A 26,008-nucleotide genomic window follows, 5' to 3' on the forward strand; every position below is an offset into this window, starting at 1 on the left:
AGCAACCCTGCATCAGCGCTTCAGACTTTCCAGCAGCACCTTGTTGAACTGCTGCGGGTCCTGAATCTGCGGCGCATGCCCCAACCCGGCAAACTCCACCAGCGTCGCCTGAGGAATGCGCTTGGCCGCGGCCTTGCCCAGCTCGGGGTAATTGCCCAGCGTCTTGCGCAACGCTTCGGGCGCCGCGTCCTTGGCAATGGCGGTGTTGTCCTTCTGCCCGATTAGCAGCACGGTGGGCATCTTCAGTTTCTCGAAGTCGTAGAACACCGGCTGATTGAAGATCATCCCGTAGGTCTGCGCTGACGCCCGCGCCACCTCTTCCTTGCCTTTGCCGTTGAACATCCCGGCCTGCATGTCGACCCAATGATCGAACTCGGGCCGCCACTCATTGGCGTAGTAGGTCGACTGCTGATACTTACGAATGCTCTCGGCACTGGTCTTCAGCTCACGGGCGTACCAGTCATCAAAGCTGCGATCCGGCACGCCTTTGGCTTTCCAGTCTTCCAGACCGATAGGATTGACCAGCAGCAGCTGATCCACTTGCTCGGGGTACATCAGCGCAAACCGGGTCGCGAGCATGCCACCCATTGAATGCCCGACCACCGTGACATGATCGATGCCCAGCTGGGTCAGCAGCGCTTTGGTGTTTTGCGCGAGTTGCTCAAACGAGTACTTATAATCTGCCGGTTTGCTGGAGCGACAGAAGCCGATCTGATCCGGCGCGACCACCCGATACCCCGCCCCGGTCAACGCCTTGATGGTGCCTTCCCACGTGGCGCCGCAGAAGTTTTTGCCGTGCAGCAGCACCACGCTGCGGCCATTGGCCGTACCGGTCGGTTTGATGTCCATGTAACCCATCTGCACGGGCGCGCCCTGGGATTCAAAGCTGAAATTCTGCGCCGGGAACGGATACTGAAAGCCTTCCAGCTGTGGGCCGTAAGACGGTGATTGCGCAGCGAGCAGCGGCAGGCTGACAGTCATCAGCAGTGCGGGTAGCCATTTGGTCATGAATTCGCTCCAGACAGTGTAGGAATAGAGAGCAGACATGCGTCACTCCCGGAAAAATCCATCGAGTGGAGGCTTATTCACCCACCAATTTCAATGTGGCCGCGATTAACGCTGCATGCGCGGGTACAATAGACGCCTTTCCATTTTGTTACGGCTTTTCTCATGACTGATCCCATTCGCCTCTCCAAACGCCTGATCGAGCTGGTCGGCTGCTCTCGCCGCGAAGCCGAGCTGTTCATCGAAGGCGGCTGGGTCACGGTGGACGGCGTCGTGGTAGACGAGCCGCAGTTCAAGGTCGAAAACCAGACCGTGGTGCTGAACGCTGAAGCGAAAGCCGATACACCTGAATCCGTCACCCTTCTGTTCAACGCACCGGCGGGCATGGCCCCCGAAAGTGCCTTGGCGTTGATCACGCCAGGTACGTTGTCGGCGGACCACAGCATCGGTCGACGTCCGCTCAAAGGGCACTTCCTGCGCCTGGAAGCGATTTCCACGCTGCAAGCCAATGCCAGCGGCCTGATGGTGTTCAGCCAGGACTGGAAAATCCTGCGCAAACTCACTGACGACCGCAGCAAGATCGAGCAGGAATACGTCGTCGAGATCTCGGGCGACATGGTTGCCCACGGCCTCAACCGCCTGAACCACGGCATGACCTATAAGGGCAAGGAGCTGCCTAAGGTCAAAGCCAGCTGGCAGAACGAAAACCGCCTGCGCTTCGCCATGAAAAACCCGCAGCCCGGTGTCATCGCCCAACTGTGCGAAGCGGTGGGTCTCAAGGTTGTTTCGGTGCGGCGCATTCGTATCGGCGGCGTGTCCATCGGCAAGGTGCCGGAAGGCCAGTGGCGCTACATGACCGACAAAGAAAAATTCTGAATCCCCTTTCTGAGCGCCGCATCCAGTCTCGCGTGCGCTCATCTGCGAATCTCCAGGAAATACACGCACCATGATGAACAACGATGTACTGCGCAGCATCCGTTACATGCTTGATATCAACGACGCAAAAGTGGTCGATATCATCAAGCTCGGCGGATTCGACGCGACCAAAGCCGATGTCGCGGCCTACATGAAGAAAGACGAAGAAGAAGGCTTCGTGCCGTGCAGCGACGAAGTCATGGCGCACTTTCTCGACGGCCTGGTGTTCTTCAAGCGTGGCAAGGACGAGAGCCGTCCGCCACTGCCTGTCGAGCTGCCTATCACCAACAACATCGTCCTGAAGAAACTGCGTGTGGCGTTCGAGCTGAAAGAAGACGACATGCACGCGATCCTCAAGGCCTCCGAGTTCCCGGTGTCCAAGCCTGAACTCAGCGCCCTGTTCCGCAAGGCAGGCCACACCAACTACCGCGTCTGCGGCGACCAACTGCTGCGCAACTTCCTGCGCGGTCTGACCCTGCGCGTACGCGGCTAAGCGCTGCGGCTACGTCGATGACCCAAGGCTATAGCGTTTCGCCGATCGGCTTCATGCGCTCGTGCTTCAAAGAGAAGTTCGCCATTCCCCGGCAGCCGCAACTGGCGCCTGCTGCCCGGGGCGTGCTGGAGTTGGTTGCGCCTTTCGATCAGGGTGACGCCGTGCAGGGCCTGGAACAGGTCAGTCACGTCTGGCTGCTGTTTCTGTTTCATCAGGCCCTGGAGGACAAGCCGCGACTCAAGGTGCGCCCTCCTCGCCTTGGCGGCAATCAGTCGATGGGCGTGTTCGCCACGCGCGCGACCCATCGGCCCAACGGCATCGGTCAGTCGGTGGTCAAGCTGGACAGGGTCGAAGCCGGGCGCCTGTGGTTGTCAGGCATCGACCTGCTGGACGGCACGCCGGTGCTGGACGTCAAACCCTACGTGCCCTACGCCGATGTCATCGCTGATGCGCGCAACGGCATGGCCGCCGCCGCGCCGGAGCTGATTCCGGTGCAGTGGGGGGATGCGGCGCTGGCGCAGGCCCGCGAACACGGGGTGCGCCTCGAAGAACCGCTGATCGAACTGATTGAGCAGTGCCTGGCGCAAGACCCGCGACCGGCCTACCAGACGCCCACGCCGGAACGACGCTACGGCGCGCAGTTCTGGGACCTGGACGTTCGCTGGCATTATCCGCAGCCCGGCGTCATTTGCGTGCTGGAAGTGGTGCCTGCCGTCGGTTCATAAACGCGTTACGCCCGCCCACAAAAAAACCGCCTGGTCCGTGACCTCCAGGCGGTTTTTTTCAGACCCCAAAAACGCGGGTGCCTGTACTGACCTATTCGCCGATGACGTCACCCTCGCAGTGCTGCGAGGATGATTCATCGGCGATTGGGTCGTGTCTGTGCTCGATTACTACTCTGGGGGCTACTTCTCGACGAATGCGCGCTCGATCAGGTAATCACCCGGCTCGCGCATACGTGGCGAAACGGTGAGGCCGAAGCTGTTGAGCACTTCGCTGGTTTCGTCGAGCATGCTCGGGCTGCCGCACAGCATGGCGCGGTCGTCCTGCGGGTTGATCGGTGGCAGACCGATGTCGCTGAACAGCTTGCCGCTGCGCATCAGGTCAGTCAGGCGGCCTTCGTTTTCGAACGGCTCGCGGGTTACGGTCGGGTAATAGATCAGCTTGTCGCGCAGCATCTCGCCGAAGAATTCGTTCTGCGGCAAGTGCTCGGTGATGAACTCGCGGTAAGCCACTTCGTTCACGTAACGCACGCCGTGGCACAGGATGACCTTCTCGAAACGCTCATAGGTTTCGGGGTCCTGGATCACGCTCATGAATGGCGCCAGACCGGTACCGGTGCTGAGCAGGTAAAGGTGTTTGCCCGGCTTGAGGTCGTCCAGCACCAGCGTACCCGTAGGCTTCTTGCTGATGATGATCTCGTCGCCTTCCTTCAGATGCTGCAGCTGCGAGGTCAGCGGGCCGTCCGGCACCTTGATGCTGAAGAACTCCAGATGCTCTTCCCAATTCGGGCTGGCAATGGAGTAGGCACGCATGAGCGGGCGCCCGTTTGGCTGCTGCAGACCGATCATGACGAACTGACCGTTCTCGAAGCGCAGGCCAGGATCACGGGTGCACTTGAAACTGAAGAGGGTGTCGTTCCAGTGATGAACGCTGAGGACACGCTCGTGATTCATGTTGCTCATGGTACGTGGGAGCTCCTGATAAATAACGTGCGCCAATCGAATGCGCCATTGCGCGACATTCTAGTGGCAGACACAATATCTGTTAACTGAATTATCAAGATATGGGTTATCGGTTATATAGATATGCGATTTACTCTCCGTCAGCTCCAGGTGTTCGTCGCCGTCGCCCAGCAGGAAAGCGTTTCCCGCGCGGCGGTGCTGCTGTCCTTGTCGCAATCGGCGGCGAGCACTTCCATTACTGAACTGGAACGCCAGTCCAGCTGCCAGCTATTTGACCGGGCCGGTAAACGGCTGAGCCTCAACGCGACCGGCCGGCAACTCTTACCTCAGGCCGTTGCCCTGCTCGATCAGGCCAAGGAGATCGAAGACCTGCTCAACGGCAAGTCCGGCTTCGGCTCGCTGGCGGTCGGTGCAACGCTCACCATCGGCAACTACCTGGCGACCCTGCTGATCGGCAGCTTCATGCAACGCCACCCTGAAAGTCAGGTGAAGCTGCATGTGCAAAACACGGCGAACATCGTTCAGCAGGTTGCCCACTACGAGATTGATCTGGGCTTGATCGAAGGCGACTGCAGCCACCCCGACATCGAAGTGCAGACCTGGGTCGAGGATGAACTGGTGGTGTTCTGCGCCCCTCAGCACCCGCTGACCAAAAAGGGCCGGGCGTCCCTGGAGGAATTAACCCGCGAGGCGTGGATCTTGCGGGAACAGGGTTCGGGGACGCGGCTGACCTTCGATCAGGCCATGCGTCATCACTTGAACAGTCTCAATGTGAGGCTGGAACTGGAACACACCGAGGCCATCAAGCGCGCCGTGGAGTCAGGGTTGGGAATCGGCTGCATCTCGCGTCTGGCCCTGCGGGACGCCTTTCGCCGGGGCAGCCTCGTGGCCGTTGAAACGCCGGAGCTGGACCTCGTGCGCCAGTTCTACTTCATCTGGCACAAGCAGAAATATCAGACGTCGGCTATCCGCGAGTTTCTCGACCTCTGTCGCTCATTCACCGCCGGTGTTAACCGCAGCGACGAAATCGTCCTGCCGAGCATTGCCTGAGGCGCAGCTAGGCTAAATTCACATACCTTTCAGCCCAACAAGATCAGGCCCCACACCACGGCGATCATGCTCAGCGCCACGAACTGTGCGGCGCTGCCCATGTCCTTGGCATTTTTCGACAGCGGGTGGCGGTCGAGGGAGATTCGGTCAATCGCGGCTTCGATCGCCGAGTTCAGCAGTTCGACAATCAGCGCCAACAGGCACACCGCGATCAGGATCGCGCGCTCGCCTCGGCTGACGTGAAACACGAAGGAAAGCGGGATCAATATGACGTTGAGCAGCACCAGTTGACGGAAGGCGGCTTCGCCTTTGAATGCAGCGGTCAAACCGTCGAAGGAATAGCCGGAGGCGTTGAGAATGCGTTTCAGACCAGTCTGGCCTTTGAATGGGGACGTCATAGGAAAACTACTGATGAATGAAAGCGGTGGAGGCTAGTGCGGCGACGGTCAAAAAAGTGTGAAGGTCGGCTACGCAAAGCCCGGGGCTGAGCCTGATTCAAGGGAATCAGCTCTGCGGAATGGATTCCAATTGTTGCAGCAGTAAGGCCGCCTGGGTTCGGGTGCGCACATTGAGCTTGCGAAAGATCGCCGTGACGTGGGCCTTGATCGTCGCCTCCGACACGCTTAGCTCGTAGGCGATCTGCTTGTTCAGCAGCCCCTCGCAGACCATCGTTAGCACACGGAACTGCTGGGGCGTCAGGCTGGCGAGTCCTTCGCTGGCGGCTTTGGCTTCGGCGGATACGCTGATGCTTTCATTAACCTGCGGGGGCCACCAGACATCACCATCCAGCACCGTTCGTACGGCTTTCTGAATGGTTTCAAGAGAACTGGATTTAGGGATGAAACCGCTGGCGCCGAATTCACGGGACTTGACCACGACCGCGGCCTCCTCTTGGGCAGACACCATCACCACCGGCACTTGCGGGTACTGGCCGCGCAACAGCACCAGGCCCGAAAAGCCATAGGCGCCGGGCATGTTCAGGTCCAGCAGGACCAGATCCCAGTCGGACTTCTCGGTCAGTCGCGCTTCCAGATCAGCGATGCTCTCGGCCTCGACCAGCCTTGCATCCGGCCCGAGCCCCAGGCTCAGCGCCTGATGCAAGGCGCTGCGAAACAGGGGATGGTCGTCGGCAATCAGGATTTCGTATGGCATTTCATGATCCTTTAAATGACTCAGCGCCGACGGATTCAACACCCAATGAGGCAGCCCGCGACATCTTGACACAGGGACCGCACGTGAGCGGCGCCAAGGATGCCCAGCGAAGTCGGGGTGGTCAAGCCTGATGCTTTGCGGCAAAGTCTGCGCCCCCGACCTGACGAGTGCCACCATGCCAAACCATGCCCTGCGAGCGGACCTGCTCATGCTCCTGACCGCATTGATCTGGGGCACCGGCTTTGTCGCTCAAACCGCCGGCATGGATCACATCGGTCCGTACCTGTTCTCGGGCCTGCGCTTCGCGCTCGGCTCCCTCTGCCTGATCCCGCTGATTCTGCGCAACGCCAAAACAGCGCGCGTGCCGGAGCCCTTGCTCAATCGCGGCATGCTGCGCGCCGGCATCATCATGGGCCTGGCGCTGGCACTGGGCATCAACCTGCAACAGGTCGGCCTGCTGTTTACCAGCGTGACCAACTCAGGCTTCATCACCGGCCTGTACGTGATTGTAGTGCCGTTGCTGGGCTTGCTCCTTGGTCATAAAACCGGGCTGGGCACCTGGCTGGGCTGCCTGCTGGCGGTGGTCGGCATGTGCCTGCTAAGCATTGGCGATAACTTTCATGTCGCTTCGGGGGATTGGCTGCAGCTGATCGGCGCGTTCGTGTGGGGCGGCCACGTGGTGTTGGTCAGTTTGTTCGCCAGCCGCCACGACCCGATCCGTCTGGCCTTTCTGCAGTTCGCCACCTGTTCGGTGGTGAGTCTGCTGCTGGCAGTGCTCTTCGAACCGATCGCCCTCAACGCGATCATCGACGCGGGCCCTGCCTTGCTCTACGGCGGCATCGTCGCGGTCGGCGTGGGTTACACGCTGCAAGTGGTCGCGCAGAAACACGCCATTGCCTCCCACGCGGCCATCATCCTTTCGCTGGAGGCCGTATTCGCCGCCATCGCTGGCGCCTGGATTCTTGGAGAGGCGTTGCAACTGCGCGGTTATATCGGTTGCGGGCTGATGCTGGCAGGGATGCTGCTGGCGCAGTTGTGGCCGAAGAAAACCTTCGCCTGAGATAAAGCTTCTATTGCGAGCCGGTTTGATGCGGCTCGCGGGCGGCGGCACAACTGATGACTACTCGAGGTAACCCTTCAGCTCTTGATGGGCGTCGCTTAGCAAGTCGAGGGGCAACTGGTTTTTAGCCCCTAAATAGTGCTGACTGAACACATCGAAATAACAACTCAACGCAGAGCCTGCCTCAGTATCGCCGGCCAGATCGAAACACAGTGCGGCCACTTCAGCGGTACAGAGATGTTCGCTGCGGGTTGAGCGTCTCAACTTGTACCGTGAAAGCTTCTCGGGAATCAGACTTAAAATCGGGATCGAATCGAAGTAAGCGCTTTTACGGAATATCTTCCTCGCTTCAGTCCACGTCGCGTCAATCAGCACAAACAGCGGTCTCTTGTTCGGGTTGATCGACACGGTGTTAGTGACGCGCTCGGCCGCTACGTATTCACCCGGAAAAACCAGGTAGGGCTGCCATTGCGGATCATTGAGCAATGCAATCAGCTTTTCATCAGTTTCGGTGCGTGACCATACGAAGGCGTAGTTATCAGGAATAACGTCTGCGATAAGCCAACCCGTGTTGCTGGGTTTGAACACCTCTTTTTTCGTCATGATGAGGCACACCCCCGATTGTGCCTCGACCTTGGGACGCCATCTGCACAGGCAGTGACTTTCGATCACGCGACAGCAATGGCACCTTGGCGCACGTGATCCGCGGGCCAAGTAAGGCTTGGTACTCTCCTCCTCCCGCTCATCTCTCAGACGTGCGACCGAATTCGTGTGAAAAACAGTCTGGGTCATTGACGGGTAGGAAGGCAGTGACACGAGGGGCATCCGGCAGGTCGAAAAGTCGCGGCATTCTATCAGACGCAGCCCGACGCACCGTGTTCTCTGGTGTCCGCCGAGGCTCCTCCCCTATACTGGCCGGCCTTGAGAGCACTCACTCAGCAGTGAACGCCTCGGGATGTCGCCGGTCCAACGGCCTGCCTCTGCCCCACCCGTCCATGCACCAGGAGAATTCAATGCTGCGCCTCATCGCCCCCACTCTCACGCTTTTGCTCGTCGCTCCACTGTGCGCCAACGCGGCGTCCAAGCAGGATTACGAACTGAGCCAGATGCTTGATAAAGTCGCGAAGGAAAGCAGTGTCGGCACGCCACGCGCCATCAACGAAGACATCCTCGACGAGGGCTACACCGTTGAAGGCAAGATGCTGATCAACCACCTGAGTGTGCAGTCTGGCCAGGCGGCTCAGATGCGCGAAAACCCGGACGATGTCCGCGGTCAGCTGGGCGGCAGCGTGTGCCGCAACGCCGGTTATCGTCAACTCATGGCCAAGGGCGCGATCCTGCGTTACCAGTTCACCGAATACAAAACCAACAAGCTCATCACGACTCAGGAAATCAAAGCGGCGGACTGCGCTGCCAAACCCCCTGCCCACAAGAAGTGATGTAACCGGCTTTACGGGCTGCGTGTTTCGATATCTTTTCAACGCGCAGCCTTGCTCTCCCCTCCCCGCTACAGACCCCATTCAAATCCACGCCACTCAGCACGTCCCCCCCGCTGCTTGATCGCTGATCCTGATGCCTGATTTTCGCTTGGCCATGCCCGTTCTGCCTCATCACATTTTGCATGCAAGAAAGGGTTGCCTGCGGCGCCGGTTGCCATCAATGTTTTCTCTTTTCAACCACGGATTAGTCCAGAATCGGGCGCCGCGCAGGTCTGATGCCTCCCTTACCTTCGGATGCGCTGCGCACGCCGACGCATGAAGCGTCGCGATCCCGCCCCCCTGGCGGCGGTCAATGATTCTGCAGAAGGAGAAAGCGTGAATGCCGTACGTACCCAGTGATGCGTTGTCTCAGCACTTTCAGAGCAACGGAAACGACCTCACCCTAAAGGTCGAAGAACTCCTCGGTTCGGTTGCTCCGGACAGCCCCAATCTTCCGCTCTACCGCGACATGACCCTGACCGTCCTGCGCATGGCCCAGGACGATCTCAATCGCTGGAATGCCAAAATCACCCTGCAAGCATTACGCGAGCTGGAGAATGCCTTTCGAGTGCTTGAACGCTTCAAAGGCCGCCGCAAGGTCACGGTGTTCGGCTCCGCACGCACGCCCCTGGAACACCCTGTTTATGCTTTGGCCCGTGAACTGGGCAAGCAACTGGCCGCCTCCGACCTGATGGTCATCACCGGTGCCGGTGGCGGGATCATGGCCGCGGCCCATGAAGGCGCAGGCCTGGATCACAGCCTGGGCTTCAACATCACCCTGCCGTTCGAGCAGCACGCCAATGCGACCGTGGATGGCACCGGCAATCTGCTGCCGTTCCACTTCTTCTTCACGCGTAAGCTGTTTTTCGTCAAAGAGGCCGATGCGCTGGTGCTCTGCCCCGGTGGGTTTGGCACCCTCGATGAAGCGTTGGAAGTGCTGACGCTGATCCAGACCGGCAAAAGCCCGCTGGTTCCTATCGTGCTGCTGGATGCACCGGGAGGCACGTTCTGGGAAGGCGCGCTCGGTTTCATCAAGAATGAGCTGGAGGCAAACAAATACATTTTACCCACGGACATGAACCTGATGAAGCTGGTGTACAGCGCCGATGAGGCTGTCGCCGAGATCAACCGCTTTTATAGCAACTTCCACTCCAGCCGCTGGCTGAAGAACACCTTCGTCATCCGCATGCACCATGCGTTGAGCGAACAGGCGCTGAACGCCCTGCAGGACAGGTTCGCCGATCTACGGTTAAGCGGCGACTTCCAGCAATACGGCCATCAAGACGAATATGACGATGCGCAGTTCAGCCATCTCACGCGTCTGGCGTTTGCCTTTAACGGCCGTAATCACGGCCGCTTGCGCGAGCTGGTGGACTTCATAAATCTGGAGGAGAACTGGGTAGGACCTGCGCATTCCCAACGGGCCCATGAGCCCGAGCCTGTCAAATCGATGTGATGCTGAATGCTTGAGGGCGTGCTTTCGCGCCTTCAAGCCCATCGCGCATCAGTCGTCGTTGCCCTTGCCACTCAGCAAACGACTAATCAGCTCTGGCGGATATCCGCGATAACTCAGAAACCGCATCTGCTGCCCACGTTCGCGGGCATCTCTGGGCAGCTGGCCGCTGAACTTGCGCTGCCACAGCGCTTCCAGTTTTTCCCACCAGTCCACGCCGCACTCGCGCAGCGCCTGCTCAATGTCCGGGCGCGGCAAACCGCGTTGCCCCAGCTCCTCGCGGATACGCAAAGGGCCGTGGCCAGAACGGGCACGGTAGGAAACAAAGCTTTCGAGGTATCGGGATTCAGACAGCAGACCCTCTTCCGTCAGACGGTCGAGCGCTGCATCAATCAATTCGGGAGGTGCGCCGCGCTGACGCAACTTGCGCGTCAGCTCGACACGACCGTGCTCGCGTCGCGCGAGCAGGTCCATTGCAGTCCGCCTGACAGCGACGGGGGTATCAAGCACAGCAGGCATGGCGGGGATCAGATATCCGCGTCAGCTTCAACTTCAGCCACATCGTCTGCCGCTACGCGGGACGACTGGGCCTTCACATCAGGCGCTGCCGTCAGCAGCTTCTCGCGAATCTGCCGTTCGAGGGTGGTGCCGATTTCCGGGTTGTCCGCCAGGAACTTCGCGGAGTTGGCTTTACCCTGACCGATCTTGCTGCCCTGATAGCTGTACCAGGCACCGGATTTCTCCAGCAGACCGTGCAGCACGCCGAGGTCGATGATCTCGCCGTTACGGTAGATGCCCTTGCCGTAGAGAATCTGGAACTCAGCCTGACGGAACGGCGGGGCCACCTTGTTCTTGACGACTTTGACGCGGGTTTCGCTACCGACGACTTCGTCGCCTTCCTTGACCGCGCCTGTACGGCGGATGTCCAGACGGACCGACGCGTAGAACTTCAGGGCGTTACCACCGGTGGTGGTTTCCGGGCTGCCGAACATCACGCCGATCTTCATACGGATCTGGTTGATGAAGATAACGAGGCAGTTGGCAGTCTTGATGTTACCGGTGATCTTACGCAGCGCCTGGGACATCAATCGGGCTTGCAGGCCGACGTGCATGTCGCCCATTTCGCCTTCGATTTCAGCCTTCGGAACGAGGGCGGCAACGGAGTCGACGACGATGACGTCGATCGCGTTCGAACGCACCAGCATGTCGGTGATTTCGAGGGCCTGTTCGCCGGTGTCTGGCTGGGAGACCAGCAGGTCATCGACGTTGACGCCCAGCTTGCCGGCGTACTCTGGATCGAGCGCGTGCTCGGCGTCGACGAATGCGCAGGTGGCGCCCATTTTCTGGGCTTCTGCGATGACGGACAGAGTGAGGGTGGTTTTACCCGAAGATTCCGGGCCGTAGATTTCAACGATCCGGCCTTTTGGCAGGCCACCGATACCGAGTGCGATATCGAGACCCAGCGAACCGGTGGAGATAGCAGGAATAGCCTGGCGGTCATGGTCACCCATGCGCATTACGGCACCTTTGCCGAACTGACGCTCGATCTGACCCAAGGCCGCAGCCAAGGCTTTCTTCTTGTTGTCGTCCATTGAATCCTCTCGTAATAGGTTAGGCCTTGACGGCCGATATAACTGTATAAGTAGCCAGTATTATTCCACAGGGCCTGACGCGCGCCTACCCCTGATTTGGTATTTCTCCGCGAGAGAGGCGGACAAGCCCCTCTAGCGCGGCGCTCACCGTTTGTCGGCGAACCGCATCGCGGTCACCTGCAAATAGAAAGCACTCGGCGATTAATCGTTCCGCCACGCCCCAGCAGACCCATACCGTGCCGACAGGTTTCTCCGCCGAGCCGCCGTCCGGTCCGGCCACGCCGCTGACCGCGACCGAAAACTGCGCACCGCTGTTGGCCTGCGCGCCCTTGGCCATGCACTCGACCACTTCCCGACTGACCGCGCCGACCTGGGCGAACAGCGCTTCCGGCACCGCCAGTTGACGGGTCTTCTGCCGGTTGGAGTAGGTGACATAGCCGGCCTCGAACCAGGCCGAACTCCCGGGGATACGGGTGATGGCTTCGGCGATGCCGCCTCCGGTGCAGGATTCGGCCGTGCTGACCTGCGCCCCCGCTGCCAACAGTTGCTGACCCAAGGTTGCTGCCAGGTGGGTAATGTCGTCCAAAGGGGTTCTCCGTATCGGTCCAGGCAAGGTAGACACGCTACACCAGCCGGGTTGATGTGCAACACAGGACGCGATCCGAATCCGGTTCACGCCTGCGAGCCCTCTATTTGCGCTCCGGTTTCTCGGGGCAGGGTTTCTTGACGGTTTCTACGATGGTTTCCCGTGGCCTTCGCTTGGCCTCCTCCAGAGGGATGAAACGGCCGTTGGTTGAATCTCGTCCTCGCTTGCGTTGCATAGGGCAATCCTTGTCGATAATGCCGCCTCCCGTCGGGCGGTGCTCGACATCCTAGCCAGCTCGAAGCGCTTCGTGTCGGTTCGGAAACGCGCCGTGACGAATCAGCCGGACCTGCGGCCCGCGAACGTGCGTGGTAACCTTGCCGCCATCGCAAAAGCAATCGGATCCGACGTCGAGCCACGTAGGTGGAATCCTCGCCGTCGCCCGAAACTTGCCTCAATCCCTTACAGAATTTGCCTAAATAACTGATGAATAAAGCAATTTCCGACCTGTCCTCGCATACCCCGATGATGCAGCAATACTGGCGGTTGAAAAATCAGCATCCCGATCAGCTGATGTTCTATCGCATGGGTGACTTCTACGAGATCTTCTACGAAGACGCCAAGAAGGCGGCCAAACTGCTCGACATCACGCTGACTGCGCGGGGCCAGTCAGCGGGGCAAAGCATTCCCATGTGCGGCATCCCCTATCACGCAGCGGAAGGCTATCTGGCCAAGCTGGTGAAGCTCGGCGAGTCAGTCGTCATCTGCGAACAGATTGGCGATCCGGCCACCAGCAAAGGCCCGGTCGATCGTCAGGTGGTGCGCATCATCACGCCGGGCACGGTCAGCGACGAAGCCTTGCTGGACGAGCGTCGGGATAACCTGATCGCTGCCGTGCTGGGTGACGAACGCCTGTTCGGCCTGGCCGTACTGGACATCACCAGCGGCAATTTCACCGTGCTGGAAATCAAAGGCTGGGAAAACCTGCTGGCCGAGCTTGAGCGTATCAATCCGGTCGAGCTGCTGATCCCCGATGACTGGCCCCAAGGGTTGCCCGCAGAGAAACGCCGCGGTGCCCGTCGTCGCGCGCCATGGGACTTCGAGCGCGACTCGGCGCACAAAAGCCTGTGCCAGCAGTTCTCGACTCAGGATCTCAAAGGCTTCGGCTGCGAGAACCTCACCCTGGCGATCGGCGCGGCCGGCTGCCTGCTGAGCTACGCCAAGGAGACCCAGCGCACGGCATTGCCACACCTGCGCAGCCTGCGCCATGAGCGCCTCGACGACACGGTGATTCTGGATGGGGCTAGCCGCCGCAATCTGGAACTCGACACCAACCTCTCGGGTGGGCGCGACAACACGCTGCAGTCGGTGATGGATCGCTGTCAGACCGCCATGGCAACGCGCTTGCTGACCCGTTGGCTGAACCGACCGTTGCGCGATCTGCACATCCTCCAGGCCCGGCAAGAGTCTATTGGCTGCTTCCTCGAGCGCTACCGCTTCGAGAACCTGCAGCCGCAGTTGAAAGAGATCGGCGACATCGAGCGCATTCTTGCGCGTATCGGCCTGCGCAATGCCCGTCCTCGGGACCTGGCGCGACTGCGTGATGCCCTGAGCGCGTTGCCCGAACTGCAATTGGCCCTGGCCGAGCTTGAAGCGCCGCACATTCAGCAATTGGCGATAACCGCGAGCACCTACCCGGAGCTGGCTGACCTGCTGCAACGCGCGATCATCGACAATCCGCCTGCGGTGATTCGCGACGGCGGCGTCCTGAAGACCGGATACGACGCCGAGCTCGATGAATTGCTGTCCCTGAGCGAGAACGCCGGGCAGTTCCTCATCGACCTGGAAACCCGCGAAAAGGCACGCACAGGCCTGGCCAACCTCAAGGTCGGCTACAACCGCGTGCACGGTTACTTCATCGAGCTGCCGAGCAAGCAGGCGGAGCAGGCGCCGGCCGATTACATCCGCCGCCAGACGCTCAAGGGCGCCGAGCGTTTTATCACCCCTGAGCTCAAGGAATTCGAAGACAAGGCGTTGTCAGCCAAGAGCCGCGCGCTGGCTCGGGAAAAGATGCTCTATGAGACGCTGCTGGAAGACCTGATCGGCCACCTTGCGCCGCTGCAGGACACCGCCGCCGCGCTGGCCGAGCTGGATGTGCTGAGCAACCTGGCCGAGCGTGCGCTGAATCTGGACCTGAACCGTCCGCGTTTCACCGATGAGCCGTGCATGCGCATCGAGCAAGGTCGGCATCCGGTGGTGGAGCAGGTGTTGTCGTCGCCGTTCGTGGCCAACGACCTTGATCTGAACGACAACACGCGCATGCTGGTGATCACCGGTCCAAACATGGGCGGTAAATCCACCTACATGCGCCAGACTGCTTTGATCGTGCTGCTGGCGCATATCGGCAGCTTCGTGCCGGCGGCGAGCTGCGAGCTTTCACTGGTCGACCGTATCTTCACGCGTATCGGTTCAAGCGATGACCTGGCCGGGGGACGCTCCACCTTCATGGTGGAGATGAGCGAGACCGCGAACATTCTGCACAACGCCACGGACAAAAGCCTGGTGCTGATGGATGAAGTCGGACGCGGCACCAGCACCTTCGACGGGCTTTCCCTGGCGTGGGCTGCGGCGGAATGCCTCGCCCAGCTTCGTGCGTACACGCTGTTCGCCACCCATTACTTCGAGCTGACCGTGTTGCCGGAGAGCGAGCCGCTGGTAGCCAACGTGCACCTGAATGCCACCGAGCACAACGAGCGCATTGTCTTCCTGCACCGCGTGCTGCCGGGCCCGGCGAGCCAGAGTTATGGTCTCGCCGTGGCGCAACTGGCCGGCGTGCCCGGGCGCGTCATCACGCGGGCCAAGGAGCATCTGCTGCGTCTTGAGACCACCAGCCTGCCCCACGAACAGCCCAGGGCCAAGCCGGGCAAACCGCCGCTGCCGATGCAGAGCGACATGTTTGCAAGCTTGCCGCACCCTGTTCTGGACGAGTTGTCGAACCTGAAGATCGACGACCTGACGCCGCGCCAGGCGCTTGAGTTGCTGTATTCGATGAAGACACGCATCTAACGTGATTCGTAACAAGCTGTTAGAATCCCGCGCGGTTCGGGACGCTGTGAGCTTTTAGCCTGGCTTCACAGCGCACCTGGCCGCGTTTGAACGCAGCGAACCAAGGTCGGACATCGCCGCGCAGGACACCTTGCCTGCCGCGTTGCTCGAGAAGCTGAGTTTTACGGCCGGGGGACGTCCCGTACCTGGCAAGCCGGACTGAACGGCCTTGCTGCCGCCGCCTGAGGAGAGAATTAGAAATGACCTTCGTCGTCACCGACAACTGCATCAAGTGCAAGTACACCGACTGCGTAGAAGTCTGTCCGGTGGACTGCTTTTACGAAGGCCCGAACTTCCTGGTGATTCACCCGGACGAGTGCATCGACTGCGCCCTGTGCGAGCCTGAATGCCCTGCGAATGCGATCTTCTCCGAAGACGAGATTCCGGCCGGCATGGAGAATTTCATTCAGCTGAATGCTGAGCTGGCCGACGTCTGGCCCAACATCACTGAACGCAAGGACGCGTTGCCGGATGCGGCGGAGTGGGATGGCAAGACCGGCAAGATCGCGGACCTGGAGCGCTAAGGTTCCGAAGCATCGAGCGCCCGCTGATGCAAAAGGCCCTTCGGGGCCTTTTTGCGTAGTGAGGTGGTTGCAGCCGCACTTTTCTACAGACGAAAAAAGGGGCGGTATGACCCGCCCACATTTTTTCCTTAATCCCTTCAATCCGTGTTCATCATCCTGATGAATCGCGTCCTGCGATGTCCTTGAGCAGTCCTCCTTGACCGCCTGTACCAATCCGTTGGTACAGGACTGATCTTAGTGATTTAAACGGAGAGGGCAAGGGCCGAGAGTTTTCAGGAAAATTCAGCCGCTAGGTGACGATAGTTTTAAATTGCCAATTAAATCAAAGGGATAACTATTGGCTTTCACCTGACGGAGACATGATCAGCCAAAGAAGAGACGATAACTCACAGGACGCGTAAGAAACTGCTTACAGCATGAGTAAGCATCACTTACCTGATTGTGAAAAAGATCATCGACCTCTCAAGACGCTGTCATGAGACGTCCATCTAACTCACATTGGATCGACATAAAAAAGCCCCGACTCGTCGGGGCTTTCATACCGCTTGATATAACGAACGCCCACTCTCTCGCCTTACTGGAAGAGTGACTCGCTGGACAGGCCATTTTTCTCGAGTATCTCGCGAAGGCGTTTCAGCCCTTCCACTTGAATCTGCCGTACACGCTCACGAGTCAGGCCGATTTCCAGCCCGACGTCCTCAAGCGTGCTGCTTTCATGCCCGCGCAGCCCAAATCGACGCACGACGACTTCACGCTGTTTGTCGGTCAACTCTGAAAGCCACTGATCGATGCTCTGGGACAGATCATCGTCCTGCAGGAGCTCGCACGGATCGGTAGGACGATCGTCCGTCAGCGTGTCGAGCAGCGTCTTGTCCGAATCAGGGCCCAGCGACACATCCACCGAAGACACCCGCTCGTTGAGGCCCAGCATGCGCTTGACCTCACCGACCGGCTTCTCCAGCAGGTTGGCGATTTCTTCGGGAGAGGGTTCGTGGTCAAGCTTTTGCGTCAGCTCCCGCGCGGCGCGCAGGTAGACGTTGAGCTCTTTGACCACATGAATCGGGAGGCGAATCGTCCGCGTCTGATTCATGATCGCGCGTTCGATGGTTTGACGAATCCACCAGGTGGCGTAGGTCGAGAACCTGAATCCGCGCTCCGGATCGAATTTTTCGACCGCTCGAATGAGGCCCAGATTGCCCTCCTCGATCAGGTCCAGCAATGACAGACCACGATTGACGTAGCGCCTGGCGATTTTCACGACCAGCCGCAGATTGCTCTCAATCATGCGTTTGCGCCCAGCCGGATCGCCGCTCTGCGACAGTCGCGCAAAGTGGACTTCTTCTTCCGGGGAGAGCAAGGGGGAAAAGCCGATTTCATTGAGGTACAGCTGCGTAGCATCCAGTGCCCGAGTGTAGTCAATGTACTTATGCTGTTTGAGCGCTGCAGAGTTTTTGGGCTTCGCACGAACGGAAGGTGTAGCTGGCTTCTCATCCGTTGCAGAATCCAGGACGATTGCGGGCTCCATGAGGAGCACCTCGTCGTCTATGTCAAACTCCGGCACTTCTTTGCTGAGAGCCATTGTTATAGTCCTTTGGTGAGTTCGACCTCAAGCTCCAGTGACGCCTTCTTCCGTGGCAGCACTTGAGCCTGTCCCCTCTACGCAGGAACAGGCTGACAACCGATCAGCGACGTGGCAAGAATTCCAGTGGATCAACCGGTTTACCCTGGCGGCGAATCTCGAAATGCAGTTTCACCCGGTCAGTTCCCGTTGATCCCATCTCGGCAATACTTTGCCCTGCCTTGACCTGTTGTCCCTCCCGAACCAAGAGCCGACGGTTATGTCCGTATGCACTGACGTAGGTGTCGCTGTGTTTGATGATGACCAATTCGCCGTAGCCCCTTAATCCACTTCCGGCGTATACCACTGCCCCATCAGACGCGGCCAAAACAGGCTGTCCCAAATCACCAGCGATATCAATTCCTTTATTCAAACTACCGTTTGAAGAGAACTTACTGATCAAAACGCCGCTCGTCGGCCATGTCCAGCCGCTTGGAGAACGGGCGCCGGTCACCACGGTTGTATTGACCGGCGTCGTCGTCGAGTTGCTGGTCGGTGGTGGCGTCGTGGCCGCAACAGCCCCTACCGGCCTTGAAATGACGGTGGTTTTCAGCGACCCGGAGGGGGATGTCGAGCTGCTCGTGGTGGTCTGCGGAACGCGTGCAGAGCCAGCAGCCACTGCCGTGGACGGCGAGTTGGCGCGCCCGTCGAAGCGGATCGTCTGACCGACATGAATGGTGAAGGGCTCTGGAATGCTGTTGCGTGCGGCCAGCGCTTTCCAGTCCCAGCCGTAACGGAATGCAATAGAAAACAGCGTGTCGCCGCGCTTCACGACGTACTGACCGGTGGTCACGGGCTGACGCGTCGGCACCGTCGATTTACCGTTGCGGTCGACAACGCGTACGCCGCCCGATGGCGTGCTGGAGCAGCCGACCAGAAGGATACTCAAGGCAACTCCAATCACCAGACGCTGAAAGCTTGTTGAAGAATTACGCTGCCGAATGACTGTGAGACTCACCCGCCACTCCCTTTACCGGTGACTGAAGAAGAAACTGTCCTGGGTCGTGGAAGACCAGGCAGCCATGAAAAACAGGGTGTAAGACGGCGCTGCGGGAGTTAACCGAAGCATCGTTGCAAAACGCCAGCCTGTAGACCGGCTGCGTCTTCGGGAATTCATTGCCGCCAAAAAATAGCGCTTACGCCAGCGGTCCGTTGAGCAGCGGGACAAAACGGACAGCGCCCAACACGTGCCGGGAGAAACCGTTTTCCTCGCGAATGATCAACATGAGTTGCTGCACCTCGCCCGAACCCACCGGAATGACCAACCGTCCACCGGGTGCCAGCTGGTCCAGCAAGGCCTGAGGTACGTCGGTGGCAACCGCAGTGACGATGATGCCGTTATAAGGCGCGAGCGCCGGCCAGCCTTCCCAGCCATCGCCCCAACGAAACACCATATTGCGCAGGTTCAGTTCGACGAGGCGTTCCTTGGCGCGATCCTGCAGCACCTTGATGCGCTCGACGGAGAAAACCCGCTCCACCAGTTGCGCCAGCACGGCGGTCTGGTAGCCCGAGCCGGTGCCAATCTCCAGCACTTTGTCCAGCGGGCCCGCCGCCAGCAGCAGCTCGCTCATGCGCGCCACCATGTAGGGCTGGGAAATCGTCTGGTTGTTGCCGATCGGCAGCGCGGTGTCTTCATACGCGCGGTGCGCCAGGGCTTCGTCGACGAACAGGTGACGGGGAGTCTTGCGAATGACGTCCAGCACCTGGGTGTTGGCGATGCCCTCTTCGCACAACCGCTGGATAAGACGCTCGCGGGTACGCTGGGACGTCATCCCCACGCCACGTCGTAACAGATCATCTTGCTCACGCGACATCAGGCCATTCCCTCCAGCCATGCGTTCAGGCTGTTGAAACCGTCCTGATAGGTACGATCCAGCTGCAACGGGGTGATCGACACATAACCCTGCATCACGGCGTGGAAATCGGTGCCCGGGCCGCCGTCTTCGGCATCTCCGGCGGCAGCAATCCAGTAACCAGCCCTTCCGCGCGGGTCGACCACGCGCACGGGCGCCGCCGCACGGGTGCGATGGCCGAGACGGGTCAGCTGGATACCGCGCACGTTTGCCAGCGGCAGGTTAGGGATATTCACATTCAATACGGTACGCGGTGGAAGGTCGAGGCGCTCGTGGGCTTCGACCAGAAGCCGGGCAAAATGCGCGGCGGTTGCCAGGTTATCGGCCTGACGTGACAAAAATGAAAAGGCAAATGACGGGCGTTGTAGAAAACGGCCTTCCAGCGCCGCAGCGACGGTGCCTGAGTACAGCACATCGTCACCCAGATTGGCCCCCAGATTGATACCCGAAACAACCATGTCCGGCTCATCGGGCAGCAGACCGTTGAGCCCAAGGTGGACGCAATCGGTGGGCGTGCCGTTAATGCTGATGAAGCCGTTGTCCAGAGTGTGCGGGTGCAAGGGCCGGTCCAGCGTCAGCGAACTGCTCGCGCCGCTCTTGTCTTGATCGGGCGCGATCACCACGCAATCGGCGTACCCCGCCAGCGCGCCATGCAGCGCAGCAAGCCCGGGGGCCATGACCCCGTCATCATTTGAAATCAGAATACGCATGAGCTGTCCGTCTGCCCTGCCGGGGCAAGATCGACGAGTTCGCGCACCAATGCGGTGGCGAAGCATCCGGCCGGCAGGACGAATTCCAGTTGCAGAATGTCAGGCTCGGGATAATGCCACGTCAACCGCCCGATGGGCAGTCGCAGGATGCGCCGTTCGTGTTCCATTCCCGCTTTTATCAACCAGTTACAGAGCGACGCCTCGCGCACCGCGATGCTGTTTTCAAGCGCGGCGGTGGCGCCGGCGGCCGGGGAATCACCCTCACCCCACTGCGGCCCGGTCGGGTGCAGATCGAGGATCGCCAATCGCGGGTCGCTGCACTCGGCTTCGCCTGCGGGGAAGAAACTGCGGCTGTCAGTGAACGCCAGCAGATCGCCTACTTGCGCCCGTTGCCAGCTGCCATCGGCGACCCGCGCGGCCAGGACCTGATTGAACACATAGCTGCGCGCGGTGGAGAGCAAGCGAGAGCGCACATTGCGCTGCTCGGGCAGGGCCTGGCGCTCGGCATAATGACGGGCTTCACCCAGATTCCCGCCCTCGTAGCCGAAACGCTGAGGACCGAAATAGTTGGGGATGCCGTGTTGTTTGATCGACTCAAGACGTGCGTCGAGCCCGGCCTTGTCGGCCTGCAATTGCGTCAGACGCAGCGTAAAACCATTGGCGGCGTGGGCGCCCCGTTGCAGCTTGCGTTTGTGGCGTTTGCTGTGGAGGATTTTCAGGGAATCGTTTTCAGCCACCGACATGTCCGGATCAGCCTTGCCCGGCAGCTGAATGCTGAACCACTGGCGGGTCAACGCCTGACGATCCTTCAAACCGGCGTAGGCGACGGTTCGCAACGGCACGCCGGCCGCCTTGGCCAGACGCCGGGCGGCTTCCTCGGTATTCAAGCCGCGCTTTTCGACCCACAGCCACAGGTGCTCGCCATCACCGGAAAGCGGGATGTCGAGGACTTCATCGACCTGAAAGTCTTCCGCGGTGGCCTTCAGCACGGCAGTACCCAACGCGTCGCCGTAAGCCCTCGGACCCAGAAGTTCGAGCTCGGTCATGCGCTGATCAACAACGCAACGGCGTGCACGGCGATGCCTTCTTCACGGCCGGTGAAGCCCAGTTTTTCAGTGGTGGTGGCCTTGACGTTGACCTGGTCGATGTCGACTTGCAGGTCTTCGGCAATCAAGGCGCGCATGCTTTCAATGTGCGGGGCCATCTTCGGCGCCTGGGCAACGATGGTCGCGTCGACGTTACCGACCTTCCAGCCCTTGCCCTGAACTTGCTTGAGCACGTGACGAAGCAGAACCCGGCTGTCGGCGCCCTTGAATTGGGGATCGGTGTCGGGGAAGTGCTTGCCGATGTCGCCCAGGGCGGCAGCGCCCAGCAGAGCATCGCTCAACGCGTGCAGGACTACATCGCCATCGGAATGCGCGAGCAGACCCGACATGTGCGCAATCCGCACGCCGCCCAAGGTAATGAAATCGCCTTCAGCGAAACGGTGCACATCGTAGCCGTGGCCAATACGCATAAAAAAACGCCCTGAAAAAGTCAGGGCGTGATTCTACCTACTTTGACCGACATTAGGGCCGGCTCGCGCGCAATTGCCCGAGACGCTGCAATTGAAGGCGAACTCGTCAGCCGGCCAGGGCTCGGGCGTGGTGGCGCAAGTGGTCTTCGATGAAGCTGGCGATGAAGTAGTAGCTGTGGTCGTACCCCGGCTGCATCCGCAATTCCAAAGGATGACCGGCCGCCTTCGCCGCCTGAACCAGTGATTCCGGCTTGAGCTGATTGCCGAGGAAGTCGTCGCGGTCGCCTTGATCCACCAGCAATGGCAAGCGCTCGGTGGCCTCGGCGATAAGCACGCTGGCGTCCCATTCACGCCAGCGCGAACGGTCTTCGCCCAGATAGCGCGAGAAGGCTTTCTGCCCCCACGGGCAATCCATCGGGTTGCAGATGGGCGAGAACGCCGACACCGATTGATAGCGGCCCGGGTTGCGCAACGCGCCGACCAGTGCGCCGTGGCCACCCATGGAATGCCCGCTGATGCTGCGTTTGTCCGAGGCCGGGAAATGCGCCTCGATCAACGCCGGCAGCTCGCTGATCACGTAATCGTACATGCGGTAGTGCCGCGCCCACGGCTGTTCGGTGGCGTTCAGATAAAAGCCGGCGCCCAGTCCGAAGTCATAGGCCTTGTCCGGGTCATCCGGCACGTCGGCGCCGCGCGGGCTGGTGTCCGGCGCCACGATGATCAGCCCCAGCTCGGCAGCAACTCGCAGGGCACCGGCCTTCTGCATGAAGTTCTCATCGGTGCAGGTCAGCCCTGACAACCAATAGACCACCGGCAACTTGCCGCCCTGCTCTGCCTGAGGAGGCAGATACACCGCGAACACCATGTCGCAGCCAAGCACATCAGAGTGATGTTTGTAACGCTTGTGCCAGCCGCCGAAGCTTTTCTGGCACGAGATGTTTTCCAGACTCATAGGCTTCTCCGGGCGGCAAGCTGCAAGCCTCGAGCGGCAAGAGGTCATGACACGCTCCTCTTGCCGCTTGTAGCTTGAAGCTTGCCGCTACTCCTTAGAAATGAATGACGGTACGGATGCTTTTGCCTTCGTGCATCAGGTCAAACGCTTCGTTGATCCGGTCCAGGCCCATGGTGTGGGTGATGAAGGTGTCCAGCGGGATTTCGCCGGCCTGCGCTTTTTCGACGTAGCTTGGCAATTCGGTGCGGCCTTTGACGCCCCCGAAGGCCGAACCGCGCCAGACGCGACCGGTCACCAGCTGGAACGGACGGGTAGAAATTTCCTGACCCGCACCGGCGACGCCGATGATCACCGATTCGCCCCAGCCCTTGTGGCACGATTCCAGTGCCGCACGCATCAGGTTCACATTGCCTACGCACTCGAAACTGTAATCGACGCCGCCATCGGTCATTTCCACAATCACTTCCTGGATCGGCTTGTCGTGATCCTTCGGATTGACGAACTCGGTAGCACCCAATTCACGGGCCACGTCGAATTTGGACGGATTGATGTCGACTGCGATGATGCGCGAGGCCTTGGCCATTTTTGCGCCGATGATCGCCGCCAGGCCGATACCGCCGAGACCGAAGACCGCCACAGTGGCGCCCTCTTCGACCTTGGCCGTGTTCAGCACCGCGCCAATGCCGGTGGTCACGCCGCAACCCAACAGGCAGACCTTCTCCAGCGGCGCTTCCTTGGGGATTTTGGCGAGGGAGATTTCCGGGACCACGGTGTATTCGGAGAACGTCGAGCAGCCCATGTAGTGGTAGATCGGCTGGCCGTTGTAGCTGAAGCGGGTGGTGCCGTCGGGCATCAGCCCTTTGCCTTGGGTAGCGCGGACTTTCTGGCAGAGGTTGGTCTTGCCGGATTTGCAGAATTTGCACTCGCGGCATTCGGCGGTGTACAGCGGAATAACGTGGTCGCCCACGGCCAGTGAGGTGACGCCTTCGCCGATGGCTTCAACGACGCCGCCGCCTTCGTGACCGAGGATGCACGGGAAGACGCCTTCGGAATCAGCACCGGACAGGGTGTAGGCATCGGTGTGGCAAACGCCGGATGCCACGGTACGAATCAACACTTCGCCGGCTTTCGGGGCTTCAACGTCCACTTCGACGATCTGCAGTGGTTCATTGGGCGCGAAAGCTACGGCAGCACGTGACTTGATCATCATGATCTCCAGCTAAATAAATACGAGCCCGGAGTGTAATACAGTGCTGGGTGATGAATAATCCGCCTCAAAGCAAAACATTAATGCTGTGCAGGGACAATGGATGCAGGTCAATCGTTGGGAAGGTCTGGACGAGTTTGTCGCCGTTGCCGAGTGCGGGCAGTTCACCGCCGCCGCCGAGCGCCTGGGGGTGTCGTCATCCCACATCAGTCGGCAGATCGCGCGACTCGAAGAGCGCTTGCAGACGCGCTTGCTGTATCGCAGCACCCGGAAGGTCGCGCTGACCGAAGCGGGTCAGACGTTCCTGCATCACTGCCAACGCCTGCAGGACGGACGCGAGGAAGCATTGCGGGCGGTGACCGACCTGACCAGCGAGCCGAAGGGGTTGCTGCGGATGACCTGCGCCGTGGCTTACGGCGAGCGGTTCATCGCCCCGCTGGTGACACGCTTCATGGAGGACTACCCGCAACTGCGCGTGGACATCGAGCTGACCAACAACACGCTGGATCTGGTGCATGAAGGCCTGGACCTGGCCATCCGGCTGGGTCGGTTGCAGGAATCAAGACTGGTGGCCGCTCGATTGGCCCCGCGCAAGATGTACCTGTGCGCCTCCCCCGCCTATCTCGAACGGTACGGCCGGCCCCACAGCGTTTCGGAACTGGCGCGACACAATTGCCTGATCGGCAGCTCGGACAGCTGGCAGTTGCAGCAAAACGGGCGGGAGTTTTCCCAGCGGGTGCAAGGCAACTGGCGCTGCAACAGTGGGCAGGCGGTGCTGGATGCGGCATTGCGCGGGGTCGGGCTGTGTCAGCTACCGGATTACTACGTGCTGGAGCATCTCAAGCGCGGCGCGCTGGTCTCGTTGCTGGATGCCCATCAGCCGCCGAACACCGCCGTCTGGGCGTTGTACCCGCAGCAGCGGCATCTGTCGCCCAAGGTGAGAAAGCTGGTGGATTATCTGAAAGCGGGATTGGCGTCACGGGAGGAATACAGCGTGTAGGCGGATCAGCCGTTGAATTCCACCCGACGCTGGCGCAGCCATTCGAGATCTTCAGGGCGGGTGACCTTGATGTTATCCGCGCGCCCTTCGATCAGACGCGGCGATTGCCCGGCCCATTCGATAGCGGAAGCTTCATCGGTGATCGCCACGTTGGACACCAGACTGTCCGCCAGCGCGCGGTGCAGCGCACCCAGACGAAACATCTGTGGCGTATAGGCCTGCCAGATCAGACTGCGGTCCACGGTTTCGGTCACACGGCCATTGGCATCGGCCCGCTTCAGGGTGTCTTTTGCAGGCACCGCCAGCAGGCCGCCGACCGGATCATGCGCCAGCTCGCCCAGCAGATTATCGAGGTCCGAACGCGCCAGATTCGGGCGCGCGGCGTCATGCACCAGCACCCAATCGTTGTCATCGGCGCCGTTGGCGTGCAGGTGCAGCAGTGCATTCAGCACCGAGTCCGCACGCTCTTTGCCGCCCGCGACCTGCTGGATACGAGAGTCCAGCGCGCAAGGCAACGTAGGCCAATAAGGGTCATCCACAGCCAGGCTGACCACCAGGCCCTTGAGCCGGGGATGATCGAGAAAGCAAAGCAGGCTGTGTTCAAGAATCGTGAGGCCGCCCAGTTGCAGGTATTGCTTGGGACGGTCTGCCGCCATGCGCGCGCCAACGCCCGCTGCGGGAATCACTGCCCAGAAGGCAGGAAGGGATTGAGTCATTACACCAACGTCACTGTGCCAACTGATAAAGGGTTTCGCCGTCTTTGACCATGCCCAATTCATGACGGGCACGCTCTTCAACGGTTTCGAGGCCTTTTTTCAGCTCCAGCACTTCCGCGTCGAGGACCCGATTGCGCTCCAGCAGCGCATCGTTTTCGGCGTGTTGATCGGCGATTTGCTGCGTCAGACTGGCCACCTGCGCGAGACTGCCGTTACCTACCCATAGGCGATACTGCAAGCCAGCGAGCATCAAAAGCAGAACGAGGAACAACCAGTTAGGACTGCGCATTGTAAATATCTGTTACCCGGCGAATAAAGACAGCAAAACCGACCATTTCAAA

The 26,008-nt window shown here is 60.1% G+C and carries 28 protein-coding genes; 10 read left to right on the top strand and 18 right to left on the bottom strand.

All coding sequences use genetic code 11. The features are described from left to right. Positions 1-12: 12 nt before the first annotated feature. A complete protein-coding gene (locus tag AC3ISG_RS19145; protein ID WP_489297714.1) occupies positions 13-1,047 on the bottom strand; it encodes an alpha/beta fold hydrolase in 1,035 nt (344 codons plus the stop codon). A gap of 123 nt (positions 1,048-1,170) precedes the next feature. On the opposite strand from AC3ISG_RS19145, the gene AC3ISG_RS19150 reads away from it, so the two are divergent. From AC3ISG_RS19150 to tsaA, 3 genes are all read left to right on the top strand, one after another. Beyond that, the gene (locus tag AC3ISG_RS19150; RefSeq protein ID WP_122537396.1) at positions 1,171-1,881 is read left to right on the top strand and encodes an rRNA pseudouridine synthase; all 711 of its coding nucleotides are present in this window, start codon (positions 1,171-1,173) and stop codon (positions 1,879-1,881) included. A gap of 70 nt (positions 1,882-1,951) precedes the next feature. Beyond that, complete coding sequence (locus AC3ISG_RS19155) at positions 1,952-2,413, top strand: YehS family protein (RefSeq protein WP_074891250.1); 462 nt, start codon at positions 1,952-1,954, stop codon at positions 2,411-2,413. A gap of 17 nt (positions 2,414-2,430) precedes the next feature. After that, positions 2,431-3,138, top strand: coding sequence for a tRNA (N6-threonylcarbamoyladenosine(37)-N6)-methyltransferase TrmO (gene tsaA / locus AC3ISG_RS19160; RefSeq protein WP_122537395.1), 708 nt, complete (start codon positions 2,431-2,433; stop codon positions 3,136-3,138). A 180-nt stretch (positions 3,139-3,318) separates the two neighbouring features. On the opposite strand, the gene fpr is transcribed toward tsaA, so the two are convergent. After that, complete coding sequence (gene fpr, locus AC3ISG_RS19165) at positions 3,319-4,098, bottom strand: ferredoxin-NADP reductase (RefSeq protein WP_065989778.1); 780 nt, start codon at positions 4,096-4,098, stop codon at positions 3,319-3,321. Between the two features lie 123 nt (positions 4,099-4,221). On the opposite strand from fpr, the gene AC3ISG_RS19170 reads away from it, so the two are divergent. Then, positions 4,222-5,148 carry a LysR family transcriptional regulator gene (locus AC3ISG_RS19170; protein WP_489297715.1) on the top strand — a complete coding sequence of 309 codons (927 nt, stop codon included), beginning with the start codon at positions 4,222-4,224 and terminating at the stop codon, positions 5,146-5,148. Between the two features lie 29 nt (positions 5,149-5,177). On the opposite strand, the gene AC3ISG_RS19175 is transcribed toward AC3ISG_RS19170, so the two are convergent. After that, positions 5,178-5,546, bottom strand: a complete 369-nt coding sequence (locus tag AC3ISG_RS19175) for a diacylglycerol kinase (RefSeq protein WP_122537394.1) — start codon at positions 5,544-5,546, stop codon at positions 5,178-5,180. 106 nt (positions 5,547-5,652) lie between these two features. Then, the gene (erdR, locus tag AC3ISG_RS19180) at positions 5,653-6,300 is read right to left on the bottom strand and encodes a response regulator transcription factor ErdR (protein WP_122537393.1); all 648 of its coding nucleotides are present in this window, start codon (positions 6,298-6,300) and stop codon (positions 5,653-5,655) included. A 175-nt stretch (positions 6,301-6,475) separates the two neighbouring features. Here erdR and AC3ISG_RS19185 point away from each other — a divergent pair, with 175 nt between their 5' ends. Continuing rightward, entirely contained in the window at positions 6,476-7,360 is an 885-nt protein-coding gene (locus AC3ISG_RS19185; protein WP_489297716.1) for a DMT family transporter, read from the top strand. 60 nt (positions 7,361-7,420) lie between these two features. Here the strand turns inward: AC3ISG_RS19185 and AC3ISG_RS19190 are convergent, their stop codons facing one another. Further along, the gene (locus AC3ISG_RS19190; protein WP_122623028.1) at positions 7,421-8,152 is read right to left on the bottom strand and encodes a tRNA-uridine aminocarboxypropyltransferase; all 732 of its coding nucleotides are present in this window, start codon (positions 8,150-8,152) and stop codon (positions 7,421-7,423) included. Between the two features lie 221 nt (positions 8,153-8,373). Here AC3ISG_RS19190 and AC3ISG_RS19195 point away from each other — a divergent pair, with 221 nt between their 5' ends. Together AC3ISG_RS19195 and AC3ISG_RS19200 are read left to right on the top strand one after the other, a co-directional pair. Further along, the gene (locus tag AC3ISG_RS19195; RefSeq protein ID WP_065989783.1) at positions 8,374-8,799 is read left to right on the top strand and encodes a quorum-sensing-regulated virulence factor family protein; all 426 of its coding nucleotides are present in this window, start codon (positions 8,374-8,376) and stop codon (positions 8,797-8,799) included. Positions 8,800-9,178: 379 nt separating this feature from the next. Beyond that, a complete protein-coding gene (locus tag AC3ISG_RS19200) occupies positions 9,179-10,294 on the top strand; it encodes an LOG family protein (protein ID WP_122622979.1) in 1,116 nt (371 codons plus the stop codon). 48 nt (positions 10,295-10,342) lie between these two features. On the opposite strand, the gene recX is transcribed toward AC3ISG_RS19200, so the two are convergent. The 3 genes from recX to AC3ISG_RS19215 all read right to left on the bottom strand — a co-directional run bounded on the left by recX (position 10,343) and on the right by AC3ISG_RS19215 (position 12,469). Then, positions 10,343-10,810 (bottom strand): recombination regulator RecX, encoded by a 468-nt coding sequence (gene recX, locus AC3ISG_RS19205; protein WP_489297717.1) that lies wholly within the window; start codon positions 10,808-10,810, stop codon positions 10,343-10,345. An 8-nt stretch (positions 10,811-10,818) separates the two neighbouring features. Beyond that, a complete protein-coding gene (gene recA / locus AC3ISG_RS19210) occupies positions 10,819-11,883 on the bottom strand; it encodes a recombinase RecA (RefSeq protein ID WP_065989790.1) in 1,065 nt (354 codons plus the stop codon). A gap of 85 nt (positions 11,884-11,968) precedes the next feature. Further along, positions 11,969-12,469, bottom strand: a complete 501-nt coding sequence (locus AC3ISG_RS19215; RefSeq protein ID WP_122537388.1) for a CinA family protein — start codon at positions 12,467-12,469, stop codon at positions 11,969-11,971. 495 nt (positions 12,470-12,964) lie between these two features. On the opposite strand from AC3ISG_RS19215, the gene mutS reads away from it, so the two are divergent. Both mutS and fdxA read left to right on the top strand, forming a co-directional pair. Beyond that, positions 12,965-15,532: a DNA mismatch repair protein MutS gene (gene mutS / locus AC3ISG_RS19220; protein ID WP_489299556.1), complete on the top strand. Its 2,568-nt coding sequence runs from the start codon at positions 12,965-12,967 to the stop codon at positions 15,530-15,532. A gap of 239 nt (positions 15,533-15,771) precedes the next feature. Continuing rightward, entirely contained in the window at positions 15,772-16,095 is a 324-nt protein-coding gene (fdxA, locus tag AC3ISG_RS19225) for a ferredoxin FdxA (protein WP_037014184.1), read from the top strand. 574 nt (positions 16,096-16,669) lie between these two features. Here the strand turns inward: fdxA and rpoS are convergent. The 8 genes from rpoS to AC3ISG_RS19265 form a co-directional block, all read right to left on the bottom strand. Further along, the gene (rpoS, locus tag AC3ISG_RS19230; protein ID WP_122537386.1) at positions 16,670-17,674 is read right to left on the bottom strand and encodes an RNA polymerase sigma factor RpoS; all 1,005 of its coding nucleotides are present in this window, start codon (positions 17,672-17,674) and stop codon (positions 16,670-16,672) included. A gap of 103 nt (positions 17,675-17,777) precedes the next feature. After that, positions 17,778-18,671, bottom strand: a complete 894-nt coding sequence (locus AC3ISG_RS19235) for a peptidoglycan DD-metalloendopeptidase family protein (protein WP_489297718.1) — start codon at positions 18,669-18,671, stop codon at positions 17,778-17,780. A 178-nt stretch (positions 18,672-18,849) separates the two neighbouring features. Then, entirely contained in the window at positions 18,850-19,485 is a 636-nt protein-coding gene (locus tag AC3ISG_RS19240) for a protein-L-isoaspartate(D-aspartate) O-methyltransferase (RefSeq protein WP_172610991.1), read from the bottom strand. 41 nt (positions 19,486-19,526) lie between these two features. Beyond that, positions 19,527-20,276: a 5'/3'-nucleotidase SurE gene (surE, locus tag AC3ISG_RS19245; RefSeq protein ID WP_489297719.1), complete on the bottom strand. Its 750-nt coding sequence runs from the start codon at positions 20,274-20,276 to the stop codon at positions 19,527-19,529. Then, the gene (gene truD / locus AC3ISG_RS19250; protein ID WP_489297720.1) at positions 20,264-21,322 is read right to left on the bottom strand and encodes a tRNA pseudouridine(13) synthase TruD; all 1,059 of its coding nucleotides are present in this window, start codon (positions 21,320-21,322) and stop codon (positions 20,264-20,266) included. Before truD ends, surE begins: the two co-directional genes overlap by 13 nt. After that, a complete protein-coding gene (ispF, locus tag AC3ISG_RS19255; RefSeq protein ID WP_489297721.1) occupies positions 21,319-21,792 on the bottom strand; it encodes a 2-C-methyl-D-erythritol 2,4-cyclodiphosphate synthase in 474 nt (157 codons plus the stop codon). Before ispF ends, truD begins: the two co-directional genes overlap by 4 nt. 106 nt (positions 21,793-21,898) lie before the next feature. Further along, the gene (gene fghA / locus AC3ISG_RS19260) at positions 21,899-22,744 is read right to left on the bottom strand and encodes an S-formylglutathione hydrolase (protein ID WP_122537381.1); all 846 of its coding nucleotides are present in this window, start codon (positions 22,742-22,744) and stop codon (positions 21,899-21,901) included. A 94-nt stretch (positions 22,745-22,838) separates the two neighbouring features. Then, the gene (locus AC3ISG_RS19265; RefSeq protein ID WP_122537380.1) at positions 22,839-23,951 is read right to left on the bottom strand and encodes an S-(hydroxymethyl)glutathione dehydrogenase/class III alcohol dehydrogenase; all 1,113 of its coding nucleotides are present in this window, start codon (positions 23,949-23,951) and stop codon (positions 22,839-22,841) included. A 103-nt stretch (positions 23,952-24,054) separates the two neighbouring features. Here AC3ISG_RS19265 and AC3ISG_RS19270 point away from each other — a divergent pair, with 103 nt between their 5' ends. After that, a complete protein-coding gene (locus AC3ISG_RS19270) occupies positions 24,055-24,951 on the top strand; it encodes a LysR substrate-binding domain-containing protein (RefSeq protein WP_122537379.1) in 897 nt (298 codons plus the stop codon). A gap of 5 nt (positions 24,952-24,956) precedes the next feature. Here the strand turns inward: AC3ISG_RS19270 and ispD are convergent, their stop codons facing one another. Further along, complete coding sequence (gene ispD, locus AC3ISG_RS19275; RefSeq protein WP_346625527.1) at positions 24,957-25,667, bottom strand: 2-C-methyl-D-erythritol 4-phosphate cytidylyltransferase; 711 nt, start codon at positions 25,665-25,667, stop codon at positions 24,957-24,959. 10 nt (positions 25,668-25,677) lie between these two features. Continuing rightward, complete coding sequence (ftsB, locus tag AC3ISG_RS19280; protein WP_037014212.1) at positions 25,678-25,956, bottom strand: cell division protein FtsB; 279 nt, start codon at positions 25,954-25,956, stop codon at positions 25,678-25,680. Between the last annotated feature and the right edge of the window lie 52 nt (positions 25,957-26,008).

It is taken from the genome of Pseudomonas sp. GL_135, assembly GCF_057834665.1.